Below are 21,403 nucleotides of genomic sequence, written 5' to 3'. Positions count from 1 at the left end.
GTTAAAATAAGAAGCCCGGAATAGATTTCTATTCCGGGCTTCTTTATGAAAATTTAAGGATTGTGTTTTTAGAATCCTAATCCTACTGTAAAACCTTTTACCATATTCGGGTAGTTTGAAACAGCTGTGGCGGCTCCAGTCGTAGTGTTTACCGTATAGATTTTAGTTTCGGTTCCAACAGTCGCTACCAAGTAAGCTTTTTGGCTTGTACTTCCAATATCAAATCCATTGTTTGAAGTAATATTAATTCCCAAAGCACCTCGTTCAACTAATGTTCCTGCGTTCGGTGGATTTTGTAGATATAACTTATCAGAGTTGTGGTCGATTACAAACAGTGAAGTCGTTGTTGCTCCAACGAAATTGTCTGTGTATGCGGCAGAGCTTAACGTCGGTGTTCCTGGGTTTATAATACCATCTACTGCAGCCACAGCGCCATCAATTGGATTTAATCTAAGATTTTGTCCAGCATCACTTACGACTCTAATTCTGTCAACCGTTGGATTGAAGTCAAATCCAAATTCGGTTCCGATGAGAGGCGTAGAAAGTGTTCCAGAGCCAACTTGAGTAGCAGCGCCAGTTCCTAGATTGATCGTGTAGATTCTGCTAGAGCTTCCCAAAGCGTAAAGCTGTCCGTTCAATGGTCTAAAGTCGATTCCCAAAATACCTTCTCCATTCTGCAATCCAGTGATCGCTTTTGAAACTGGTTCCGGTTTGTTCGGGTTAAAGATTTGAAGTGTATTCGAAGCGTCAATAGCGTAAGCCACTGCATCAGTTGGAATCGCAAGGTCGATTACTTTCTGAGACAAAGTTCCAATGTTGGTTGTTTTCCCATTGGTAAGATCCAGCGTATAAAGATTGTTTTTGGAATCCTTGGTAGCTGCAATTAATGCTACAGAATTATCTGGATTAATATCAAATGCTGCCTGGCCGGTAAAAGTGATTCCCAGACTTCCAACTTCTACTAAGGTTCCGTTATTCGGCGGATCCTGTTTAAATAATTTTCCTGAAGTCATATCAAGATCGTACAAAGTTGTTGCTGTTGCACCGGATTTGCTGTTAGTGTAAGCAATACCTGCGATTGAAGAAGAGGTTGCAATGCTACCGTCCGTTGCGGCAACAGCACCATTTTCAGGATTCAGACGCAGATTTTGGCCGGTGTTTGTAACCAATCTGATACGGTCAACAGTCGGGTTGAAATCAATAGACGCAATGGCACCGGAGATTGCAGGTGTAAAAGCTGTTGTACTTACTGTTCTGCTTGTCGCATTCGCAGTGTTGATGATGTAAAGTTTGCTCGCATTCGATAATGCGTACAATTCTCCGGTTGCTGGCCGGAAATCAATACTTAATAATTTTTCTCCTGCTGCAATTCCCGAAATAGCAGTTTTTGAACTGAACATTGCTGGGTTGTTGGCATTGAAAGCTACAAGTTCATTGTTCTCTGTCAGTCCGTAAGCCATCAGGTTTGGGCCTACAGTTGCAGCTGGTTCTTCCGGCATTCCTACAATGTCATCGTCATTGTCACAAGAGATTACCGAGACTATGGCAAAGGTTGCCAGACAAAAGTTGAATAATTTTTTCATAAAGATTATTTTTTAGAGTTTCAATATCATATACGAGATAAAAATAATCTTGGATGTGATGGGCTTTTTTTAATTGATTATTTTATGTAAATTTGCAACGTCAAAAGACAAAAATTCTTTGGTTTGTGGTTTTTGAATTTGAATATCGAAATTTTTAATAAAAATATTTTTGATATTCAAAAAATCGTTATATTTGCAAACCGAAAAAAATAAATAATTAATTAATAAATATTAAATCATGGCAAAGGAAACGTTTAATCGTAACAAACCCCACTTGAACATTGGTACTATTGGTCACGTTGACCATGGTAAAACTACACTTACAGCTGCAATCAGTAAAGTGTTATCTGATAAAGGATTCGGAACTGCAAGAGATTTCTCTTCTATCGATTCTGCACCAGAAGAAAAAGAAAGAGGTATCACTATCAATACTGCTCACATCGAGTACGAAACTGCAAACAGACACTACGCTCACGTTGACTGTCCAGGTCACGCGGATTACGTAAAGAACATGGTTACAGGTGCTGCTCAAATGGATGGAGCTATCCTAGTAGTAGCTGCTACAGACGGACCAATGCCTCAAACTAGAGAGCACATCTTGCTTTGCCGTCAGGTAAACGTACCTAACGTACTTGTTTTCATGAACAAAGTAGATATGGTAGATGATGAAGAATTATTAGAATTAGTAGAATTAGAGATCAGAGATCTTCTATCTTCTTACGAATATGACGGTGACAACGCTCCAATCATCCAAGGTTCTGCTTTAGGAGGATTGAACGGAGATGCTAAATGGGTAGGAAAAATTGAAGAATTGATGGATGCTGTTGATACTTGGATCGAACTTCCAGTTAGAGATCAGGATAAACCATTCTTGATGCCAATCGAAGACGTATTCTCTATTACAGGTAGAGGTACTGTTGCAACTGGTAGAATCGAGTCTGGAGTTATCAATACAGGAGATCCTGTTGATATCGTAGGTATGGGTGATGAGAAATTGACTTCTACTATTACTGGAGTTGAGATGTTCAGAAAAATCCTTGATAGAGGTGAAGCTGGAGATAACGTAGGTCTATTGTTGAGAGGTATTGAAAAAACTGACATCAAGAGAGGTATGGTTATCGCTAAGAAAGATTCTGTTAAACCACACAAAAGCTTCAAAGCTGAGGTTTATATCCTTTCTAAAGAAGAAGGTGGACGTCACACTCCATTCCACAACAAATACAGACCTCAGTTCTACGTTAGAACAACTGACGTTACAGGTGAGATCTTCTTGCCAGAAGGTGTAGAAATGGTAATGCCTGGAGATAACTTAACTATCACTGTAGAATTGTTGCAACCAATTGCTCTTAACGTAGGTCTTAGATTTGCGATCAGAGAAGGAGGTAGAACAGTAGGTGCTGGTCAGGTTACTGAAATCACAGACTAATTATCTAAATAATATAAAAAGTTCCGTAAGGAAACTTACGGGACTTTTTTAATCTACGGGCATCGTCCAATGGTAGGATACCGGTCTCCAAAACCGTTGATCTGGGTTCGAATCCTAGTGCCCGTGCAAAAAGAAAATAATGAGCTTAGTAGAATTTTTAAAAGGTTCTTACACAGAATTCAAAGATAAAGTAGAGTGGCCAAAATGGGCAGACTTGCAATCTTCTACGATTGTGGTTTCTATCACTACTGTTATTCTTGCTTTATTTACATTCGGAGTGGATTCACTTTTCAGTGTAACGATAAAGAATTTTATTGCGACGTTTATTAATATGTTTAACTAATCCTAATTACTTTCCTCATGAGCGAATCGAAATGGTATGTGCTGAAAGCTATTAGCGGACAGGAAAATAAGGTGAAGAACTATATTGAGAGCGAAATCCAGAGAATGAATATGGAAGCTTACGTCACTCAGGTAGTAATTCCTATGGAAAAAGTAATCCAAATCAGAAACGGTAAGAAAGTTCCGAAAGAGAAGCCTTACTATCCTGGATATCTGATGGTAGAAGCTGATCTTGTTGGGGAAGTTCCTCACGTTATCAAAAATATTCCTGGTGTAATTTCATTCTTAAGTTTAACTAAAGGAGGTGAGCCAGTTCCAATGAGAAAATCTGAAGTAAACAGAATGCTCGGAAGAATGGATGAACTTTCTGAGTTTGCTACAGATGTAGAAATTCCTTTCATCGTGGGAGAAAACGTAAAAGTGATCGAAGGTCCTTTCAACGGATTCAACGGAACGATTGAAAAAATCTTGGAAGACAAGAAAAAAGTTGAAGTTTCTGTTTTGATCTTCGGAAGAAAAACACCAATGGAACTTAGCTTTATGCAAGTAGAAAAGGTAGTTTAATCTACTTTTATATAAAATTTAAAACCATCTCGAAACTTCGGGATGGTTTTTTTATTTGACTAATTCATTATTAAATTCGGTTGGCGTTTTTCCCATGTACTTTTTAAATGTCCTGCTGAAGTAGGAAATGCTGTTGTAACCACTATTGTAGCAGGATTCAGAAATGCTTTTTCCTTTCAAAATATCCGTACAGGCTTTGTCAATTCTATACTGATTAATAAAATCCGTAAAAGTAATCTTTGTTGTCTTCTTGAAGAAGTTACAGAAAGCGGGTAAAGTCAGGTTGACCAGATTTGCTATGTCGTTAATGTCAATTTCCTTATCATAATTTTTTTCAACAAAAGTAAAGATGGTTTGAAGTCTTTCTTTATTTTTCGAAATGACGGTATGAGGCATTACTTCTTTATTTAATAGAATATAATCTTTGGTTTCTGCTAATTCAATAAGAATATTAAGTAGAATAAAATACCGCTTTGAATTTTCAGTTTCCAGCATCTCGTAAAGCTTCGGCAATATTTTTCGCTTCACTTTTGGACTAAACAAAATGCCATATTGAGCTTTCGAGATCAATCGGTCAAGTGAGGACATTTCTTCCACCTCTTTCGGAAAGCGAATGATCTCTTCTTTGAACTGAAGGACAATTTCTTCGTGCGGATCCAGGGAATTCAATCCAAATCCGGAATGCGGAATGTTCGATCCTATTAATACCAGATCGCCATTCGTATAATTACTTTTATGATAACCAACTTGCCGAGTTCCATTGCCAGCTATGACGCAAACGAGTTCCATTTCCTGATGGTAGTGATATTCCCATTTATGCTCTTTCACGGGAACTCTGAAATGTAAAGTACAAAATGACGAATTCTTGTCCGGCGTAATGTTTTCGTAACTGACTCTCATTAATTTAATCTAAATATCTGATAAATATAACAATTTATATTAATACAGTGAAAATAGTGGTTTACTATGTTAAATTAATGTAAACAAAACATTAATAGATTTGCATCAATCAATACAACCAATGAAAAACCTGGGGATCAAATTAGCTTTATTCATCAATTACTTTGTTTTTGCAGCATTGCTGAACAGCGTAGGATTGTTGATTCAAAAATCTCAGAATGTCTATGGCATTACTGAGTCTAAGGCCAGTGTACTGGAACCTGCCAAAGATTTGACGATAGCTTTAGTCGCATTTTTAATCGGTTCTTTTTTACCAAAACTGGGTTATAAAAAAGGGATGTTGATAAGTTATGCTTTGGTTTTTCTAGGTTGCTTCATTATGTATTTCGGCAACTCGTTTTGGAGTGTGATTTTACTCTTCGCTTGCACTGGATTTTCATTTGCGATTATCAAAGTTTCGGTTTTAGCATTAATAGGCGTCGTAGCAGATAACGAAAGTGATCACAAATCATTTATGAGCTATATAGAAAGTGTCTTTATGCTAGGGATTGTTTTTGCTTATGTGATTTTCCCAATGTTTTACAGCGAGACAGACCCGAATGCTTGGCTGACTGTTTACCTCATTTTAGCTGGTTTGATTGCTATTGTTTTTCTATTCATCTTGTTTTCCAATTTTGATTTGCCAAAGGCAGAAACTACAAAATCTGTAGCTGAAGATTTCAAAGATATGATCCAGCTGATGAGAAGACCATTGCTGATTTTATTCGCCGTATTTGCTTTTATGTACGTGATGACGGAGCAGGGAATTATGTCTTGGTTACCGACTTTCAATCAGAAAGTTTTGCATCTGAGTGAAAAATTAGCCGGTCAAATGGCAGTTATATTAATGCTTTCAATAGCTTTTGGAAGATTCGTTTCCGGGATTATAGTTAAGAAGATTCATTGGTATGTTTATTTGACTGTTTGTCTAATTGCGGCGGCCTGTCTTGTGATTTTCGTTCTGCCAATGGCTTCAAATCTAGCAGTTACAGAAATTAAAAAACTAAGCGATGTTCCATTGATCGGATTCGTCTTTCCATTGATCGGATTGTTTTTAGCACCGATTTATCCACTCATTAATTCTACAATTCTGAGTGCAACTGAGAAGCAATCGCATAGTTCGGTTGCGGGAATTTTGACATTTTTCTCAGCGTTCGGCGGGACTTGCGGATCTGTCATCATCGGTTATCTTTTTCAGAATGTTGGTGGTCACAAAGCGTTTTACTTTTCATTAATCCCAATGACAGTGCTCATTATCGTCATCTGTTTCATTAATAAAATCAATAAAAAATCAAAATTAAATGCAGCCTAATTTATACATAGAAGAAATTTTTGATTTGTTTGATGCCGTTCAGAAGTATGAGATTTTCGAAGATCAGAAGGCTATGGCAGATGCAATTCCGTTGTTCTCAATTTCTGTAATTAATGAAAATTATGAATCGCAAAAAGATAACGAAGGATTTGATCTAAAAGAATTTGTATTAAAACATTTCAAATTTGATCAGCCGGAATCATCCATTCAACGAGAAGAAAAATTACCGATAGAAAATCATATCGAAAAACTTTGGGATGAATTGACCAGAACAGCTTACGAGGAAAAGGGAACTTTGCTGAAACTTCCGAAACCTTACATCGTTCCTGGCGGACGATTTAATGAATTTTTCTACTGGGACAGTTACTTTGTAATGTTGGGATTGCAGGTTTCCGGCAGAATTGAGATGATGAAAAATATCGTTGACAATTGTGCATATCTTATTAATGCATTTGGATTTGTTCCCAATGCCAGCAGAACTTATTTCCTGAGCCGCTCTCAGCCGCCCTATTTTTCTTTGATGCTAGATTTAGTTTTTGAAAGCACAAATGATGAAAAAATCTATTCTCAATATTTTGAAACATTAGAAAAGGAATATCGGTTTTGGATGGATGGAGCAGAAGATCTGGAGAATGGAAATCAGTACAGAAGAATTGTAAAAACTCAGGATGGCGATATTCTAAACCGATATTTTGATGATGAAAATGCACCACGTCCGGAAAGTTATATGATCGATGTGGAAGATGCGGAAACTTCTTCAAATCAAGAATTTTACAGAAATGTAAGGGCAGCGTGCGAATCGGGTTGGGATTTTTCCAGCAGATGGTTTGCAGACGAAAATTCAATTCAGAGTATTGAAACTTTAAATCTTGCTCAGGTTGATCTTAACTGTCTTCTTTGGCATTTAGAAAAAACTTTAGCAAAGGCATCAGAACTTCAAAAATTTGAGGACAAGAAAAATGATTACAGCAAAAAAGCTGAAGCCAGGAAAATTGCTATCGATAAATATTTCTGGAACGAAGAGGAGAGAATCTATAAAGACTACAACATCAAATCACAATCTCAAACTTCGTCAGAACACATTGCAACGCTTTATCCCTTGTTTTTGAATTTATCAAATCAAGATCAGGCAAAAGCAGTTTCAGAAACTATCAATGAAAAATTCCTGAAAAAAGGAGGTTTGATTACAACAACCAAAGATTCCGGACAGCAATGGGATGCTCCAAATGCTTGGGCACCTTACCAATGGTTGGGATTTTTGGCGATGAAAAATTATGGTTTTGATGATCTGGCAGAAAATATTAAGAATAACTGGTGTTCCAACGTAGACAGGATTTACAATAATACGGGAAAACTGATGGAGAAGTACAATGCGATTGACACCACAAGTATTGCAGGAGGTGGAGAATATCCAAACCAGGACGGATTTGGATGGACCAATGGAGTTTATATAAAATTAAAACACAACTATTAAATAAACTTAAAAACATGACAAGAAAATCGCTCATCTTGGTTGCAGGAATTGCAACGATGTACTTCCAGAATGCCTATGCGCAGGAAGTTAAAGACTCCGTAAAAACCAATGATATTGATCAGGTGGTTATTACAGGAAACTCCCGCCCGAAACAGAAAATAGAATCCAGTACGGCAATTTCTACTTTCAGTGCCAAGGAAATTATGAAGGTAAACCCAATCAGCGCAGCTGCTTTGTTGCAGAGAGTTCCTGGTTTTGCTGTAGAATCTTCCGGTGGAGAAGTCGGAAACAACCTATTCTCCAGAGGTATTCCTTCTGCTGGAGGCTATGAATTTGTGCAGGTTCAGGAAGACGGATTGCCTGTTTTCGAAGATGGTGCACTACAGTTTGCAAACGCTGATAATTTTTTCCGCGTTGATAATACGACAGGAAGACTGGAAGCTTTGAGAGGAGGTTCAGGTTCTATCTTTGCTACCAATTCTCCGGGTGGACTTATCAACTTTATTTCGAAAGAAGGGAGTAACACTTTCAAAGGAATTGCAAAATTGGAAACCAGTACATATGGATTGATGAGAACTGATATTAATCTTGGTGGTGCATTGATTGAGGATAAACTATTCTTCAATGTTGGTGGTTTTTACAGAACAGACGACGGACTTAGAAAAACCGGTTTCAAAGCAAACAACGGCGGACAAATCAGAATGAACTTGAAATATGTTTTCGATAAAGGTTATGCGAAAGTGTATTACAAAAAGCTGGACGACAGAAATACTTTCTTCCTGCCAATTCCTTTGAACCGTGATGGAAATGACATCAAAGAATTCCCGGGATTTGATCCTAATTATGGAACTTATAGCTATAGTTCAATTAGTCAATTAAATATTCCACAAGCTGGCGGCGGTTATTTTAAGAGAAATTTACAAGACGGAATTCATCCGAAAGTAGATGCAATTGGTGCAGAATTCAAATATGATTTGGGCAATAATTTCTCTGTTTTGAATAAGACCAGATACACCAATATCGATATGAATTACACGGGGATTTTCCCGGCTGGCGGACCTCAAACAATGGCAGAATATGCCAATAAAGCAGTAAAAGATGGAGGAGCAGGAATTGTGGGAAATAATTACCAATATTCATTGGTAAGCAACGGTCAAGTTGTAAATCCTGCTTATGTGCAAAAATTAGGATTCTGGGCAATTGACAAACAAATGAATAATTATGTGAATGATTTGCAGTTCAGCTACAAATTGGACAAAGGAAATTTGACCGCTGGTTTTTATAAATCAAACTGGAAGTCCAACCAATACTGGAACTGGAGCAACATTCTGACTACAGCAACAGATAAACCACAGCTTCTAAATTTGGTAGATACTTCACTTAATCCAAATGATGTTGGCTATTCCAAGACTTATAATGGTGTTACCCAAATGTCATTCCTGCAAAGAAATACACAGACGCAGGGAAGTCTTAATGACATCTATGCAAACTTCGATTATAACGTAACTGATAACTTAAACATTAATGTTGGTGCACGTTACAGCAGAGATTTCTACAGAGGTTTTTTTGCAAATACAACGTCATCAAATCTTAACAATTCCGGTTTGACAACAGATGGCGTTCACGGTTTTTCAACTACAACTGCAGATGATGGAATGAGCGTTTTGGGAAATCAATACACTTATTGGAGATATGATATTGATAAATCGTCTTACACGGCCGCGGCGAATTATAAGATTAATGCCAACAATGCGGTTTATGGTAGATTCTCTCACGGATTCAGATCGCCTAACGAAGAGGCTTACTACAATTATTTCTCCACGACTAATCCTGATCAGCCTTTAAAATCTGTAACAACAAATCAAATTGAAGTTGGTTACAAATATTACACAAGTAATTTCAGCATCGGAGCCATTCCTTTCTATTCAACACTGAAAGATCTTTCCTTCACGGATGTATTCTCAGACGGAAGCTCCGAAAATACCTTTGCTGATACCAAAAACTATGGTTTGGAGATTGAAGGAAATGCAAGACTTTTCAATAATATTTTGGATTTGACATTCAACGGAACCTTTCAGAATCCAAAATATACTGGATTGGCAGGCAGCAGTGTTCTTGAAGGAAACACCGTTCGAAGAATGCCGAAATTATATTTCAATATCACTCCGGCGATTAATATTACCAAAGAATGGAGAACTTACGTGAGCTATAATTATTATGGAAAGCGTTTCCAGGATCAAAACAATCTTGATACTTTGCCATCGTTCGGAGAAGTGGGAGCGGGGACATCTTACCAATTAGGAAAAATAAGATTTGCTGTTGATGCAACCAATGTTTTCAATACGATCGGACTTACGGAAGGAGATCCAAGATCGCCAGCAACACAGCAGGCAGGAACTACAACCATTATGGCAAGACCAATTATGGGTGCTGCGGTAAGAGGTTCTATTACACTAGAATTTTAGATTAGATTTTTTCATACTTTTATTAGGATTCATCCCGGGCTTGTTCTGGGATGTTTTTTTTGTTGCAATTGGAATCTATAAAACCACATAGGCACATAGAAACATAGAAATTAATTAGAAAACGCAACAAAATGTTAGTGAAAATCTATTTGTCCTTAATTTTTTCTCTATAAAACTTATGTGCCTATTTGGTTAAAATATTAAGTAAGATTTTAATTTAAATATTATTTATAGAAATTTCTAAAAATCAACACATTCCGTTTGCTATTTCAAAAATTATTTATACTTTTGCAATCCGAAATATAGGTCTACTTTTATGCGAAGTGGCTTATATCGAATAATTAATGCTTCCACATTCAATTATTTATTAATCAAATCAAAACATTAAAATGGCTAAAAAAGTCTTTAAAATGGTAAAACTTCAGGTGAAAGGTGGCGCTGCCAACCCTTCTCCACCAGTAGGTCCAGCATTGGGTTCTGCAGGTGTGAACATCATGGAGTTTTGTAAACAATTCAACGGTAGAACTCAGGATAAACCTGGTCAAGTTCTTCCGGTAGTTATCACGGTGTATGAAGACAAGTCTTTTGAATTCATCATCAAAACACCTCCAGTTGCAATCCAATTATTGGAAGCTGCAAAATTGAAAGGTGGTTCTGGAGAACCTAACAGAAACAAAGTAGGTGCTGTATCTTGGGCTCAGGTTCAGAAGATTGCAGAGGACAAAATGGGAGATCTTAACTGTTTCTCTGTAGATCCTGCAATTTCTATGGTAGCTGGTACTGCTAGATCTATGGGATTGAGAGTAACAGGAACTAAACCAACTAACGCTTAAAACTTAAAGAAATGGCAAAATTGACAAAAAAGCAAAAAGAAGCTTTAAGCAAAGTGGAAAAAAATAAAATTTACAATCTTGACGAAGCATCTGCTTTGGTAAAAGAAGTAAATTTTGCAAAATTTGACGCATCTGTAGATATCGCTGTTAGATTGGGTGTAGATCCAAGAAAAGCAAACCAAATGGTAAGAGGTGTTGTATCTCTTCCTCACGGTACTGGTAAAGATATCAAAGTTTTGGCTTTGGTAACTCCAGACAAAGAAGCAGAAGCGAAAGAAGCTGGTGCAGACTATGTAGGTCTTGACGAGTATTTGACTAAGATCAAAAACGGTTGGACAGATGTTGACGTTATCGTGACTATGCCTGCAGTTATGGGTAAACTAGGACCATTGGGTAGAGTTTTAGGACCAAGAGGTCTTATGCCAAACCCTAAGTCTGGTACTGTAACTATGGACATCGGAAAAGCTGTAGCTGAGGTGAAAGCTGGTAAGATCGACTTCAAAGTAGATAAATATGGTATTATCCACGCAGGTATTGGTAAAGTATCTTTCGATGCTGCTAAACTTAAAGAAAATGCTGCTGAATTAATCTCAACATTAATTAAGTTGAAACCAACTGCTGCAAAAGGAACTTATGTAAAAAGCATCTATTTGTCTTCTACAATGAGTCCTGGAATTGCAATTGATACTAAATCTGTTAACTAATTATAATCCTTAAGACAATGACAAAAGACCAAAAAGTTGTAGCAATACAAGAGATCAAAGACTTGCTTCAGGATGCAAAAGTAGTTTATGTAGCAGATCTACAAGGTTTGAACGCTGCAAAATCTTCTGATTTCAGAAGACAGGCTTTCAAACAAAATATCAAAGTAAAAGTTGTGAAGAACACATTGCTTCAAAAAGCAATGGAACAGATCGAAGGTGTAGATTACGCTGAGATGTTCGAAACTTTCAAAGGAAACTCTGCATTGATGATTGCTGAAACGGCTAACGCGCCAGCAAAATTGATCAAAGATTTCAGAAAGAAAGAAGAGAAACCAGCTCTTAAATCTGCTTTCGTACAAGAAACTTTCTATGTTGGTGATGAGAACCTAGACGCTCTAGTAAGCATCAAGTCTAGAGAAGAAATGATCGGTGAAATCATCGGATTACTTCAGTCTCCAATCCAAAGAGTTGTTTCTGCTCTTCAAAACAAATCTGAAACTGCAGAAGCTAAAGCGGAAGAAGCTGCTCCTGCTGTAGAAGAAACTCCTGCTGCTGAGGCTCCAGAAGCTCCAACTGCAGAAAGCACTGAGGAAACTCCAGCTGCTGAATAATTAGAACTCAAAAAAATCAATCAATAATCAACAAAAAACATTACAACAATGTCAGATTTAAAAAATTTAGCTGAAACGCTAGTAAACTTAACAGTAAAAGACGTAAACGAATTAGCTGCTATCCTTAAGGATGAGTACGGAATTGAGCCAGCTGCTGCTGCAGTAGTAGTTGCTGCAGGTGGTGGAGAAGCTGCTGAAGAGAAAACAGAATTCGACGTAATCCTTAAAGCTGCTGGTGCTTCTAAATTAGCAGTTGTTAAATTGGTAAAAGATTTAACTGGTGCAGGTCTTAAAGAAGCTAAAGATATGGTAGACGGTGCTCCTGCTGCAATCAAGCAAGGTGTATCTAAAGACGAAGCTGAAGCTCTTAAGAAACAACTAGAAGAAGCTGGTGCTGAAGTAGAATTGAAATAATTCTGGTTTACATCCAAATATAAACGCCCAAACTTAGGTTTGGGCGTTTTTTTATGCTTTATTTTCAGACAATCTGCTGTTATGTTGGGAATTAAAGTAATCATATTTAATTTTTGTTATAATGTTTTCAATGGTAAATTATTATAATTGAAAATTTAGGTGTAATAGTTATTTATTTTTATATGAAAGCTTTATATTAAGTATTTTGTATTGTTATTTGTTTGTTATTAAGTAATATTTTTATATTTGCAACGAAAACACATTTGACGATACTACTAATAGAAAATTCCCTCTTTGAGATTTTCTTACATTCCCTTCACAGATTTGGCCAGATCAAATTTTCTTCAGGAAGGATGTTAATTTCCTAGTTTTTCAAATTGTTTTTATAAAAATGCACAAGTTGGTTTTTGTTTCAAAGATCAATGTGATTTCAGAACTGCAGTTAATATTTTTTTAATGACTGCTGCAGGCTGTGATCGGCGTAATTCTATTTAAAAAGATGATTGCTTATTAAAAAATAGACTTAATAGATTTTAATTTAAAAACAGACAATATGAAAAAAAACTTTACCCTCACGGCAATTGCTGTGGTATTTTTCAACTGCTACAATGCACAAGTAGGTGTCAATACACAAACTCCGAAAGCTACCCTGGACGTCATAGGTGATGCTTCAAACGCTGCGAAGCTGGACGGCATCATTGCGCCGAGGATTACAGGAGATTTGCTGAGAGCGAAAACGTCCTACGGAACCGATCAGAATGGCGCTATAGTCTATGTTACAGCTGCGGACTCCGCACCTGCAGGACAGACTGTTGATGTATTATCAGAAGGTTATTACTATTTCAGTTTTCCTGCCAACAAATGGATAAAAATGGGCGGCGGATCTCAATCAAATGATTGGCATGTAACAGGGAATACGGAAGATGAAATTAGTACAACAACGGAAGTGTTGGGCTCAGCTCCAGCATCAGCCAATTTCCTTGGTACAAAATCACCTAGTGACGATCTGGTGGTAGTGACAGGCGGAGCGACCCACGCTGTACTTGATTCCAAAGGTAATTTGAAAGGTGGTAACAAAGCTGCCAATGCCTCTATTGCTTGGGGAAACAACAATGCAGTGAACGGTACAGCTTCTAATATTGCTTTAGGTAAAGATAATACAGCAACAGGATCTGGTAACTTTTTATCTACAGCCATAGGAACCGGTAATATTCCTAGTGGAGGTGCTACAGCAATTGGATTTAAAAACGGTTACTCATTTGTAGACGGTGGTGCAGGAGATATTGCACAAGTGTTATCCGGAACAGGATCTTACGCTATTGGTAGATATAATTATGGTAATGCTGGATTTTCGTTTGGTTTCTCTAATAATACTTCAGGTGGTTGGGCAATTGGATCTGGTTTGAAAGTAAGCTCAAATGGCTTCGCTTTCGGAGGAACTAACAATCCTGCAAGTACTCCGCCAGAGGCTTTTGGTACCGGGTCAATGTATATTGGTGTAGCAGGGGGGCTGGCAAAAAGTGGTTTTTCTCTATATTCTAATGCAAGTCATATCTTTTCCAGTGATACAGATGCTGCAGGTAATGCGCTTGCAGGTTCATCAGTGGTAGGTATTAATATTACACCACCTACAGACAAAGATGGTGGTGGTATAGGAAATCCGAGAAATGAAGCAGACTTATATCTTAATAAAGGGTTAAATATTAATGCTAGTACTGGAACTACAATTTCCCCTACAAATACAACTCTCAAATCCGAATGCAATAGTAATACCGAGGGTAATATTATCTATTGGCTAAACACATCTACGAATGTTGGGAATTTTTATGGCTGTAGAAGAAATGGAGCTTCAACATTTGTTTGGCAACCATTTTAATTAAAAAATAATTTTTAATAACACATACATATGAAAAAACAAACTTTTAAATTTTATGCAATGCTTCTTGGCTTCTTACTGATGCCATACGTAGTATTTGCGCAAGGCTACACGCCTATCCGTGGGATGGGTACAGAAGCGAAAGCTGTAAACGGAGGTGGTATCTGTCTCGGATGTTACAACGGAAGTCTAACTCCCGTAGTAGATGCAAATCTTAATAACAGTGTCAGTATGGGTAATTTCGCTACTTTGGCAAGTGGCAACGGTATCTCGGTTAAGAATACAAATACAACTTATCCCGCAGGATACATAACGGGTTTTAATGTGGACTTGGGAACAAGTTTTATTACTGCAACGCTTTTGAGTTCTATTAAAATAAGTACTTACAAAGCCGGAGTCCTTCAGGAATCTACCACTAGTTCAACATTATTGTCTGTACCTGCATTTGGGGGTACTAAAACGAGAGTTTTTTTCCATTTTAAAACAACCAAAGAATTCGACGAAGTAAGATTGTACCAAACCAATACCTTGGCATTATTCGGAGCGATGAATGTCTATTACGCATTTGCATTCGATCCTGCAGCTATGCCTGTAGACAATAATAATATCTGTGATGATATTATTTCGGGAAGCGGTGTAGATGGTAACGTTTCGGGAAGTAGCAGCTTTATAGCACCGCTTTCATTCGTTTCTGATAGAGAGAAAATCAGTGACGGGGATAAAAACTCTTATGGTATTATTGCATTGCCAGCTGGTTTATTAGGATCCTATTCTGTTGGGCTGCTAGATAAAAATCAAATTTATCCTGCAGGAAACAGAGCCGGATTTGTAATTTCTCCTGATGATGAAGGTAAATTGCTAAGTGCTGAGTTTTTGAAAAATGTCACAATAGAAACCTATCTATTCGGAGAATTGCAGGATTCCAGAACCTTGTCAGACGGCGGTGGTTTAATTAATATTAAAGTTTTAGGTTTCGGAAGCGGTAAACAAAAAGTAACGCTTACCACTACAAAACCTTATAACGAAATTCGTTTAAAAGTTACTCAGACGGTTGGTTTCAACATAGGCGCATTAAAAGTGTATTATGCTTTTGAAGAGCCTTTAACGTGTGAGTGTGACGATAAAATCCAAACCAGCGGATCTGCTGTTCCCGGAGATTTGCAGACAGGTTCTTCCTGGACATCAGGACCGGGACTGTTCGGTCTTATTTTAGGCAAAATGGTATACCCGGAAAGAATTGTTGATAATAATACATCTAATTATGCTACTGCAACTGTACCGGCTGCATCATTATTTGGTATTTTCTCAGCTTATGTGACAGTGAAGAGCAACGAACTGCTTCCGGCAAATACTTTCGCAGGATTTACAATTGAAAAATCTGCAAACCTTATCGGAGTTGGTGTATTAGAAAATATTACGGTAACATTGTATAACAACAATACAGTTACAAATACTTTTGTGGGAACAGGCAGCTTAATTAGCGGAAACTTCTTTACGACAGATTCCAATAAATTTTATGTCGGTGGGAAAGCAACAAAACCATTTAACCGTATCAAAATAACATTCAACAGTGGGACAGGAATTCGTTTCCCTCAGGAATATTATATTTATAACGCTTTTGCAAGCAAAGACGCAGATAATGATGGTATTGCTGATTGTTTCGATCTTTGCCCGGGTGGTAATGACAGTATTGACAACAACGGTAACGGTATTCCGGACTGTGCAGAAGGGTGTTCAGCTGTAAATGATAAGTCTCCGACTAGAGATTCCGATGGCGATGGCATTGAGGATGCTTGTGATCAGGATTCTGATAATGACGGTATTCCTGATGTTCTGGAAGATGTTAATACAAACAATTTATTTGAAGATGATGATAGTGAAGGAGATTTAGGATTTATAACTGTCTTAGGAGATGGAACCGCAAATTACTTAGATTTGGATTCTGACAATGATGGTATCTTAGACCTTTTCGAAGCTGGTATCCCAACCTCAATTATTGATCAGATTGATAAAGATCACAATGGCATCATAGATGCTGACGTAGCTGTAGGAAGCAATGGTCTTGCTGATATTTTAGAAACTGCTCCTGATTCTGGAATTTTAAAATATTCAATTAAAAATACTGATGGTGATAATCTTCCGGACTATTTGGATAGATCTTCTAATAATTTGCAAAATGATATTGATGCAATCGGAAAATCAGATTTTGATGTATTAGGCGGAGGTTTCATTACTCCAATAAGAGATGCAGACAAAGATGGTATTATGGATCAGGTAGATACAGACCTTGTTAATAGAGGTGCTCCTAATTCTCCATTGTCACCTTACGCTGTAGCTAATAAAACAGCTGGCAAAATGACACCGGATACTGCAACTGCAAATGATATTAAAATATATCCTAATCCGGTAAAAGCTGGAGAAAGTTTGTATATCCAAACAAACAAATCTGACTTAGAGACTGTTTACAATGTTTACTCTGCACAAGGTCAGCTTGTGAAATCCGGTAAGTTTACCGGAAATGGAGTAGTTTCAACTTCTTCGCTTACAACAGGCGTTTATATTGTAAAAACACAATCAGGTAAAACAGTTAAGTCTTACAAGATTATTGTACAATAATAATTTCAAAATTATTTAAATCCAAAGACCATTCGAAAGAGTGGTCTTTTTTTATTGTTGTGAATTACAGATAAATATCCTATCTTTGCACCATCTTTTGGCGCGACTTAATATTATACTTTAAATAACGAATACTCTTTCATAGTAATGGAAGGGCATTTTCTGTTTAATGATACCATTAATTCAAACCGAATAAAAAAATAAAATATTTTGCACTACACCGTGAAAAGATATACCGGTGTTGCTCTTAGAAAGATTTGAGAATCAAGAAATAAGACCTGAGACTAATTCTGATAGCGCCAAAAATCATATAGTCTTTATTCTTTGCTCTATATTCTTCCATATCTATTCTGATATTTTTTGTGAATCAAAATATTTTTTAACCCATTTTTTCTTATAATTTTATGAGTAAAACACAGGCCACACAAAAAGTGAAAGGAACGGAAAGAATCAACTTTTCCACTGCGAAAGGTAGAATCGACACCCCTGACTTTTTGGACATCCAAATCCAGTCTTTCAAGGAGTTTTTCCAGTTAGACACGCTTCCTGAGCAACGTTTGAACGAATCACTTTACAAAACGTTCCAGGAAAATTTCCCAATTACAGATTCTAGAAACCAATTCGTTTTGGAATTCCTGGATTATCTGGTAGATTCTCCTCGTTACTCTATAGATGAGTGCGTTGAGAGAGGTTTGACGTACAACGTGCCTCTAAAAGCTAGACTTAAACTATACTGTACAGATCCGGAACACGAAGATTTCCAGACTGTTGTACAAGATGTGTACTTAGGTCCGGTTCCTTATATGACACCATCTGGTTCATTCATCATCAATGGTGCAGAACGTGTTATCGTAACTCAGTTACACAGGTCTCCGGGTGTATTTTTCGGACAGACTTACCACGCAAATGGTACAAAACTTTACTATTCAAGAATTATCCCTTTCAAAGGATCTTGGATGGAGTTTACTACGGATATCAATAACGTAATGTATGCGTATATCGACCGTAAGAAAAAATTACCTTTAACTACATTGTTAAGAGCAATCGGTTTCGAGTCTGATAAAGAGATTCTTCAGATATTCGACCTTGCCGAGGAAGTGAAAGTTTCCAAAGCAGCGCTTAAAAAAGTAGAAGGAAGAACATTAGCTGCGAGAGTTTTGAACACTTGGTTCGAAGATTTCGTAGACGAGGATACAGGTGAGGTGGTTTCTATCGAAAGAAACGAGATCATCCTAGACAGAGAGACGATTCTTGAAAAAGAACACCTTGATGTTATTTTGGATTCTGGCGTTAAGTCGATCTTGATCCACAAAGAAAATAGCAGCGAGTTCTCTATCATCCAGAATACTCTACAAAAAGATCCAACCAACTCCGAAAAAGAAGCGGTTGAATATATCTACCGTCAGTTGAGAAATGCTGATGCGCCAGATGAGGAAACTGCAAGAGGAATTATCGAAAAATTATTCTTCTCCGAGCAGAGATATTCATTAGGTGAAGTAGGTCGTTACAGACTTAATAAAAAATTGGGTCTTAACATCTCTCAGGAAAATCAAGTATTGACGAGAGAAGACATCATCTCTATCGTAAAACACTTGATCGAGCTAGTTAACTCAAAAGCTGAGGTAGATGATATCGATCACTTGTCAAACAGAAGAATAAAGACTGTTGGAGAGCAATTGTCTGGACAATTCGGCGTAGGTCTTTCTAGAATTGCCAGAACGATCAAAGAAAGAATGAACGTTAGAGATAACGAGATCTTTACACCGGTTGACTTGGTAAATGCTAAGACTTTGACGTCTGTTATTAATTCATTCTTTGGTACCAACCAGCTTTCTCAGTTTATGGACCAGACCAATCCTCTATCAGAGATCACGCACAAGCGTAGACTTTCTGCCCTAGGACCTGGTGGTTTATCAAGAGAAAGAGCAGGTTTCGAGGTACGTGACGTTCACCATACACACTATGGCCGTATCTGTCCGATCGAAACGCCAGAGGGACCAAACATTGGTTTGATCTCTTCTCTAGGAATGTATGCGAAGATCAACACGCTTGGTTTCATCGAAACGCCTTACAGAAAAGTTGAAGATGGTAAAGTAGATCTACAAGCCGCTCCAACTTATCTTAATGCGGAGGATGAGGAATACAAAGTAATTGCTCAGGCAAACGTTGAGTTGGATGATAATGGTGTTTTCCAAACAGACAGAATCATTGCTCGTCTGGATGGAGATTATCCGGTAGTTGAGCCTCAACAAGTGGATCTAATTGATGTTGCACCAAACCAGATCTCTGGTATTTCTGCTTCATTGATTCCTTTCTTGGAGCACGATGATGCGAACAGAGCATTGATGGGATCGAATATGATGCGTCAGGCCGTTCCATTGTTGAATCCTCAAGCACCAGTTGTAGGTACAGGTTTGGAAAAACAAGTAGCTAGAGACTCTAGAGTTTTGATCAATGCAGAAGGAACTGGAGTTGTAGAATATGTGGATGCTGAGAAGATCACGATCAAATACGAAAGAAGCGAGGAAGACGATTTAGTTAACTTCGACTCTGCGACTAAAACTTATAAACTGACCAAGTTCAGAAAAACCAACCAGAGTACGACTATTACACTAAGACCAAACGTAAGAGTAGGTGATGTAGTAGAAAAAGGACAAGTGCTTTGCGACGGTTACGCAACTGAAAACGGAGAGTTGGCATTGGGTAGAAACCTAGTGGTAGCCTTCATGCCTTGGAAAGGTTACAACTTTGAGGATGCGATCGTAATCAATGAAAAAGTAGTTCGTGAGGACTGGTTTACATCGATCCACGTAGACGAATATTCTCTTGAAGTTAGAGATACTAAATTAGGGATGGAAGAACTGACAGCAGATATTCCTAACGTTTCTGAAGAAGCTACCAAAGATCTTGATGAGAACGGTATGATCAGAATCGGAGCAGAAGTGAAGCCTGGTGATATCCTTATCGGGAAGATCACTCCAAAAGGTGAATCTGATCCAACACCGGAAGAAAAACTTCTTAGAGCGATCTTCGGAGACAAAGCTGGTGATGTGAAAGATGCTTCATTGAAAGCAGATTCTTCATTGAGAGGAGTTGTGATCAACAAAAAATTGTTCTCTAGAAATATCAAGGACAAAAAGAAAAGAAGCGAAGAGAAGATCAAATTGGAAGAGATCGAAAATACTTACAAAGCTAAGTTCGACGGTCTTAGAAATACTTTGATCGACAAATTGAATACATTGGTTTCTGGGAAAACTTCTCAAGGTGTACAAAACGATCTTGAAGAAGAAGTGATCAGCAAAGGAACTAAATTCACATTGAGATTACTTCAAAATGTTGAAGATTATAACAATATCAGTGGTGCAGACTGGACCGTTGATTCTGACAAGAATGAATTGATCAAACAATTGGTTCACAACTACAAGATCAAATACAACGATCTTGCAGGTGTTAAAAACCGTGAGAAATTTGCATTGTCTATCGGAGATGAGTTGCCTGCAGGGATTATCAAACTAGCTAAAGTTTACATCGCTAAGAAACGTAAATTGAATGTTGGAGATAAGATGGCTGGTCGTCACGGTAACAAAGGTATCGTTTCAAGAATCGTTCGTGAAGAGGATATGCCATTCCTTGAGGATGGAACACCAGTAGATATCGTATTGAATCCACTTGGGGTACCTTCTCGTATGAACATTGGTCAGATCTACGAAACTGTTCTTGGATGGGCTGGTACCAAACTAGGACTTAAGTTCGCAACACCAATCTTTGATGGTGCAACTTTGGAACAAATCACTGAATACACAGAACAAGCTGGCGTTCCGAAATTCGGAAGTACACACTTGTACGATGGTGGAACTGGGGAGAGATTTACTCAGCCTGCAACCGTAGGTGTGATCTATATGTTGAAACTAGGACACATGGTAGATGACAAAATGCACGCACGTTCTATCGGACCATACTCATTGATTACGCAACAGCCATTAGGAGGTAAAGCGCAATTTGGAGGTCAGAGATTTGGAGAGATGGAGGTTTGGGCTCTGGAAGCTTTTGGAGCATCCAATATCTTGAGAGAGATCTTGACTGTGAAGTCAGATGACGTGATTGGTAGAGCAAAAACTTATGAAGCGATCGCGAAAGGAGAAGCAATGCCTGAACCAGGTATTCCGGAATCTTTCAACGTATTACTTCACGAGTTACAGGGTCTTGGACTTGATGTAAGATTGGAAGAATAATTTAAATTAAAT

15 protein-coding genes and 1 tRNA gene are annotated in these 21,403 nt (G+C 37.8%); 14 read left to right on the top strand and 2 right to left on the bottom strand.

The window, feature by feature from the left end:
• Positions 1 to 68: 68 nt before the first annotated feature.
• Entirely contained in the window at positions 69 to 1,583 is a 1,515-nt protein-coding gene (locus LUD75_RS02635) for a DUF4394 domain-containing protein (RefSeq protein WP_232704160.1), read from the bottom strand.
• A gap of 238 nt (positions 1,584 to 1,821) precedes the next feature.
• Between LUD75_RS02635 and tuf the strand changes: the two genes are divergently transcribed.
• From tuf to nusG, 4 genes are all read left to right on the top strand, one after another.
• Positions 1,822 to 3,009 (top strand): elongation factor Tu, encoded by a 1,188-nt coding sequence (tuf, locus tag LUD75_RS02630; protein ID WP_028123380.1) that lies wholly within the window; start codon positions 1,822 to 1,824, stop codon positions 3,007 to 3,009.
• Between the two features lie 55 nt (positions 3,010 to 3,064).
• Positions 3,065 to 3,135, top strand: a tRNA-Trp gene (locus tag LUD75_RS02625).
• Between the two features lie 13 nt (positions 3,136 to 3,148).
• Positions 3,149 to 3,352: a preprotein translocase subunit SecE gene (gene secE / locus LUD75_RS02620; protein ID WP_034977874.1), complete on the top strand. Its 204-nt coding sequence runs from the start codon at positions 3,149 to 3,151 to the stop codon at positions 3,350 to 3,352.
• 17 nt (positions 3,353 to 3,369) lie between these two features.
• A complete protein-coding gene (gene nusG, locus LUD75_RS02615) occupies positions 3,370 to 3,915 on the top strand; it encodes a transcription termination/antitermination protein NusG (protein WP_232704159.1) in 546 nt (181 codons plus the stop codon).
• 51 nt (positions 3,916 to 3,966) lie between these two features.
• On the opposite strand, the gene LUD75_RS02610 is transcribed toward nusG, so the two are convergent.
• A complete protein-coding gene (locus LUD75_RS02610) occupies positions 3,967 to 4,815 on the bottom strand; it encodes an AraC family transcriptional regulator (protein WP_232704158.1) in 849 nt (282 codons plus the stop codon).
• 121 nt (positions 4,816 to 4,936) lie between these two features.
• On the opposite strand from LUD75_RS02610, the gene LUD75_RS02605 reads away from it, so the two are divergent.
• The 10 genes from LUD75_RS02605 to rpoB all read left to right on the top strand — a co-directional run bounded on the left by LUD75_RS02605 (position 4,937) and on the right by rpoB (position 21,391).
• On the top strand, positions 4,937 to 6,166 hold the full coding sequence (locus LUD75_RS02605) for an MFS transporter (RefSeq protein WP_232704157.1): 1,230 nt from the start codon (positions 4,937 to 4,939) through the stop codon (positions 6,164 to 6,166).
• The gene (treF, locus tag LUD75_RS02600) at positions 6,156 to 7,640 is read left to right on the top strand and encodes an alpha,alpha-trehalase TreF (protein ID WP_232704156.1); all 1,485 of its coding nucleotides are present in this window, start codon (positions 6,156 to 6,158) and stop codon (positions 7,638 to 7,640) included. The genes LUD75_RS02605 and treF overlap by 11 nt, the downstream gene beginning before the upstream one ends.
• Before the next feature lie 14 nt (positions 7,641 to 7,654).
• Positions 7,655 to 10,105, top strand: coding sequence for a TonB-dependent receptor (locus tag LUD75_RS02595; RefSeq protein ID WP_232704155.1), 2,451 nt, complete (start codon positions 7,655 to 7,657; stop codon positions 10,103 to 10,105).
• Between the two features lie 389 nt (positions 10,106 to 10,494).
• Positions 10,495 to 10,938 carry a 50S ribosomal protein L11 gene (rplK, locus tag LUD75_RS02590; protein ID WP_034966475.1) on the top strand — a complete coding sequence of 148 codons (444 nt, stop codon included), beginning with the start codon at positions 10,495 to 10,497 and terminating at the stop codon, positions 10,936 to 10,938.
• A gap of 11 nt (positions 10,939 to 10,949) precedes the next feature.
• Complete coding sequence (gene rplA / locus LUD75_RS02585) at positions 10,950 to 11,642, top strand: 50S ribosomal protein L1 (protein ID WP_034966476.1); 693 nt, start codon at positions 10,950 to 10,952, stop codon at positions 11,640 to 11,642.
• A gap of 17 nt (positions 11,643 to 11,659) precedes the next feature.
• On the top strand, positions 11,660 to 12,253 hold the full coding sequence (gene rplJ / locus LUD75_RS02580) for a 50S ribosomal protein L10 (protein WP_232704154.1): 594 nt from the start codon (positions 11,660 to 11,662) through the stop codon (positions 12,251 to 12,253).
• A 48-nt stretch (positions 12,254 to 12,301) separates the two neighbouring features.
• Positions 12,302 to 12,667, top strand: a complete 366-nt coding sequence (gene rplL, locus LUD75_RS02575) for a 50S ribosomal protein L7/L12 (protein ID WP_232704153.1) — start codon at positions 12,302 to 12,304, stop codon at positions 12,665 to 12,667.
• Positions 12,668 to 13,220: 553 nt separating this feature from the next.
• On the top strand, positions 13,221 to 14,543 hold the full coding sequence (locus LUD75_RS02570; RefSeq protein ID WP_232704152.1) for a hypothetical protein: 1,323 nt from the start codon (positions 13,221 to 13,223) through the stop codon (positions 14,541 to 14,543).
• A gap of 30 nt (positions 14,544 to 14,573) precedes the next feature.
• The gene (locus tag LUD75_RS02565; RefSeq protein WP_232704151.1) at positions 14,574 to 17,159 is read left to right on the top strand and encodes a T9SS type A sorting domain-containing protein; all 2,586 of its coding nucleotides are present in this window, start codon (positions 14,574 to 14,576) and stop codon (positions 17,157 to 17,159) included.
• A 404-nt stretch (positions 17,160 to 17,563) separates the two neighbouring features.
• On the top strand, positions 17,564 to 21,391 hold the full coding sequence (rpoB, locus tag LUD75_RS02560) for a DNA-directed RNA polymerase subunit beta (RefSeq protein WP_034976851.1): 3,828 nt from the start codon (positions 17,564 to 17,566) through the stop codon (positions 21,389 to 21,391).
• Positions 21,392 to 21,403: the final 12 nt, after the last annotated feature.

It is taken from the genome of Epilithonimonas sp. JDS, assembly GCF_021261315.1.
In the GTDB taxonomy this organism is placed as follows: domain Bacteria; phylum Bacteroidota; class Bacteroidia; order Flavobacteriales; family Weeksellaceae; genus Epilithonimonas.
Note: the sequence above shows the minus strand (reverse complement) of the source record. Positions and strands in the feature narration are given on the sequence as shown.

Bases quoted from the DNA above. Each gene is read 5' to 3' on its own strand.
- treF (WP_232704156.1), top strand. From the start codon at position 6,156: ATGCAGCCTAATTTATACATAGAAGAAATTTTTGATTTGTTTGATGCC.
- LUD75_RS02565 (WP_232704151.1), top strand. From the start codon at position 14,574: ATGAAAAAACAAACTTTTAAATTTTATGCAATGCTTCTTGGCTTCTTA.
- tuf (WP_028123380.1), top strand. From the start codon at position 1,822: ATGGCAAAGGAAACGTTTAATCGTAACAAACCCCACTTGAACATTGGT.
- secE (WP_034977874.1), top strand. From the start codon at position 3,149: ATGAGCTTAGTAGAATTTTTAAAAGGTTCTTACACAGAATTCAAAGAT.
- LUD75_RS02635 (WP_232704160.1), bottom strand. From the start codon at position 1,583: ATGAAAAAATTATTCAACTTTTGTCTGGCAACCTTTGCCATAGTCTCG.
- LUD75_RS02605 (WP_232704157.1), top strand. From the start codon at position 4,937: ATGAAAAACCTGGGGATCAAATTAGCTTTATTCATCAATTACTTTGTT.
- LUD75_RS02595 (WP_232704155.1), top strand. From the start codon at position 7,655: ATGACAAGAAAATCGCTCATCTTGGTTGCAGGAATTGCAACGATGTAC.
- rplK (WP_034966475.1), top strand. From the start codon at position 10,495: ATGGCTAAAAAAGTCTTTAAAATGGTAAAACTTCAGGTGAAAGGTGGC.
- rpoB (WP_034976851.1), top strand. From the start codon at position 17,564: ATGAGTAAAACACAGGCCACACAAAAAGTGAAAGGAACGGAAAGAATC.
- LUD75_RS02610 (WP_232704158.1), bottom strand. From the start codon at position 4,815: ATGAGAGTCAGTTACGAAAACATTACGCCGGACAAGAATTCGTCATTT.
- nusG (WP_232704159.1), top strand. From the start codon at position 3,370: ATGAGCGAATCGAAATGGTATGTGCTGAAAGCTATTAGCGGACAGGAA.
- LUD75_RS02570 (WP_232704152.1), top strand. From the start codon at position 13,221: ATGAAAAAAAACTTTACCCTCACGGCAATTGCTGTGGTATTTTTCAAC.
- rplA (WP_034966476.1), top strand. From the start codon at position 10,950: ATGGCAAAATTGACAAAAAAGCAAAAAGAAGCTTTAAGCAAAGTGGAA.
- rplL (WP_232704153.1), top strand. From the start codon at position 12,302: ATGTCAGATTTAAAAAATTTAGCTGAAACGCTAGTAAACTTAACAGTA.
- rplJ (WP_232704154.1), top strand. From the start codon at position 11,660: ATGACAAAAGACCAAAAAGTTGTAGCAATACAAGAGATCAAAGACTTG.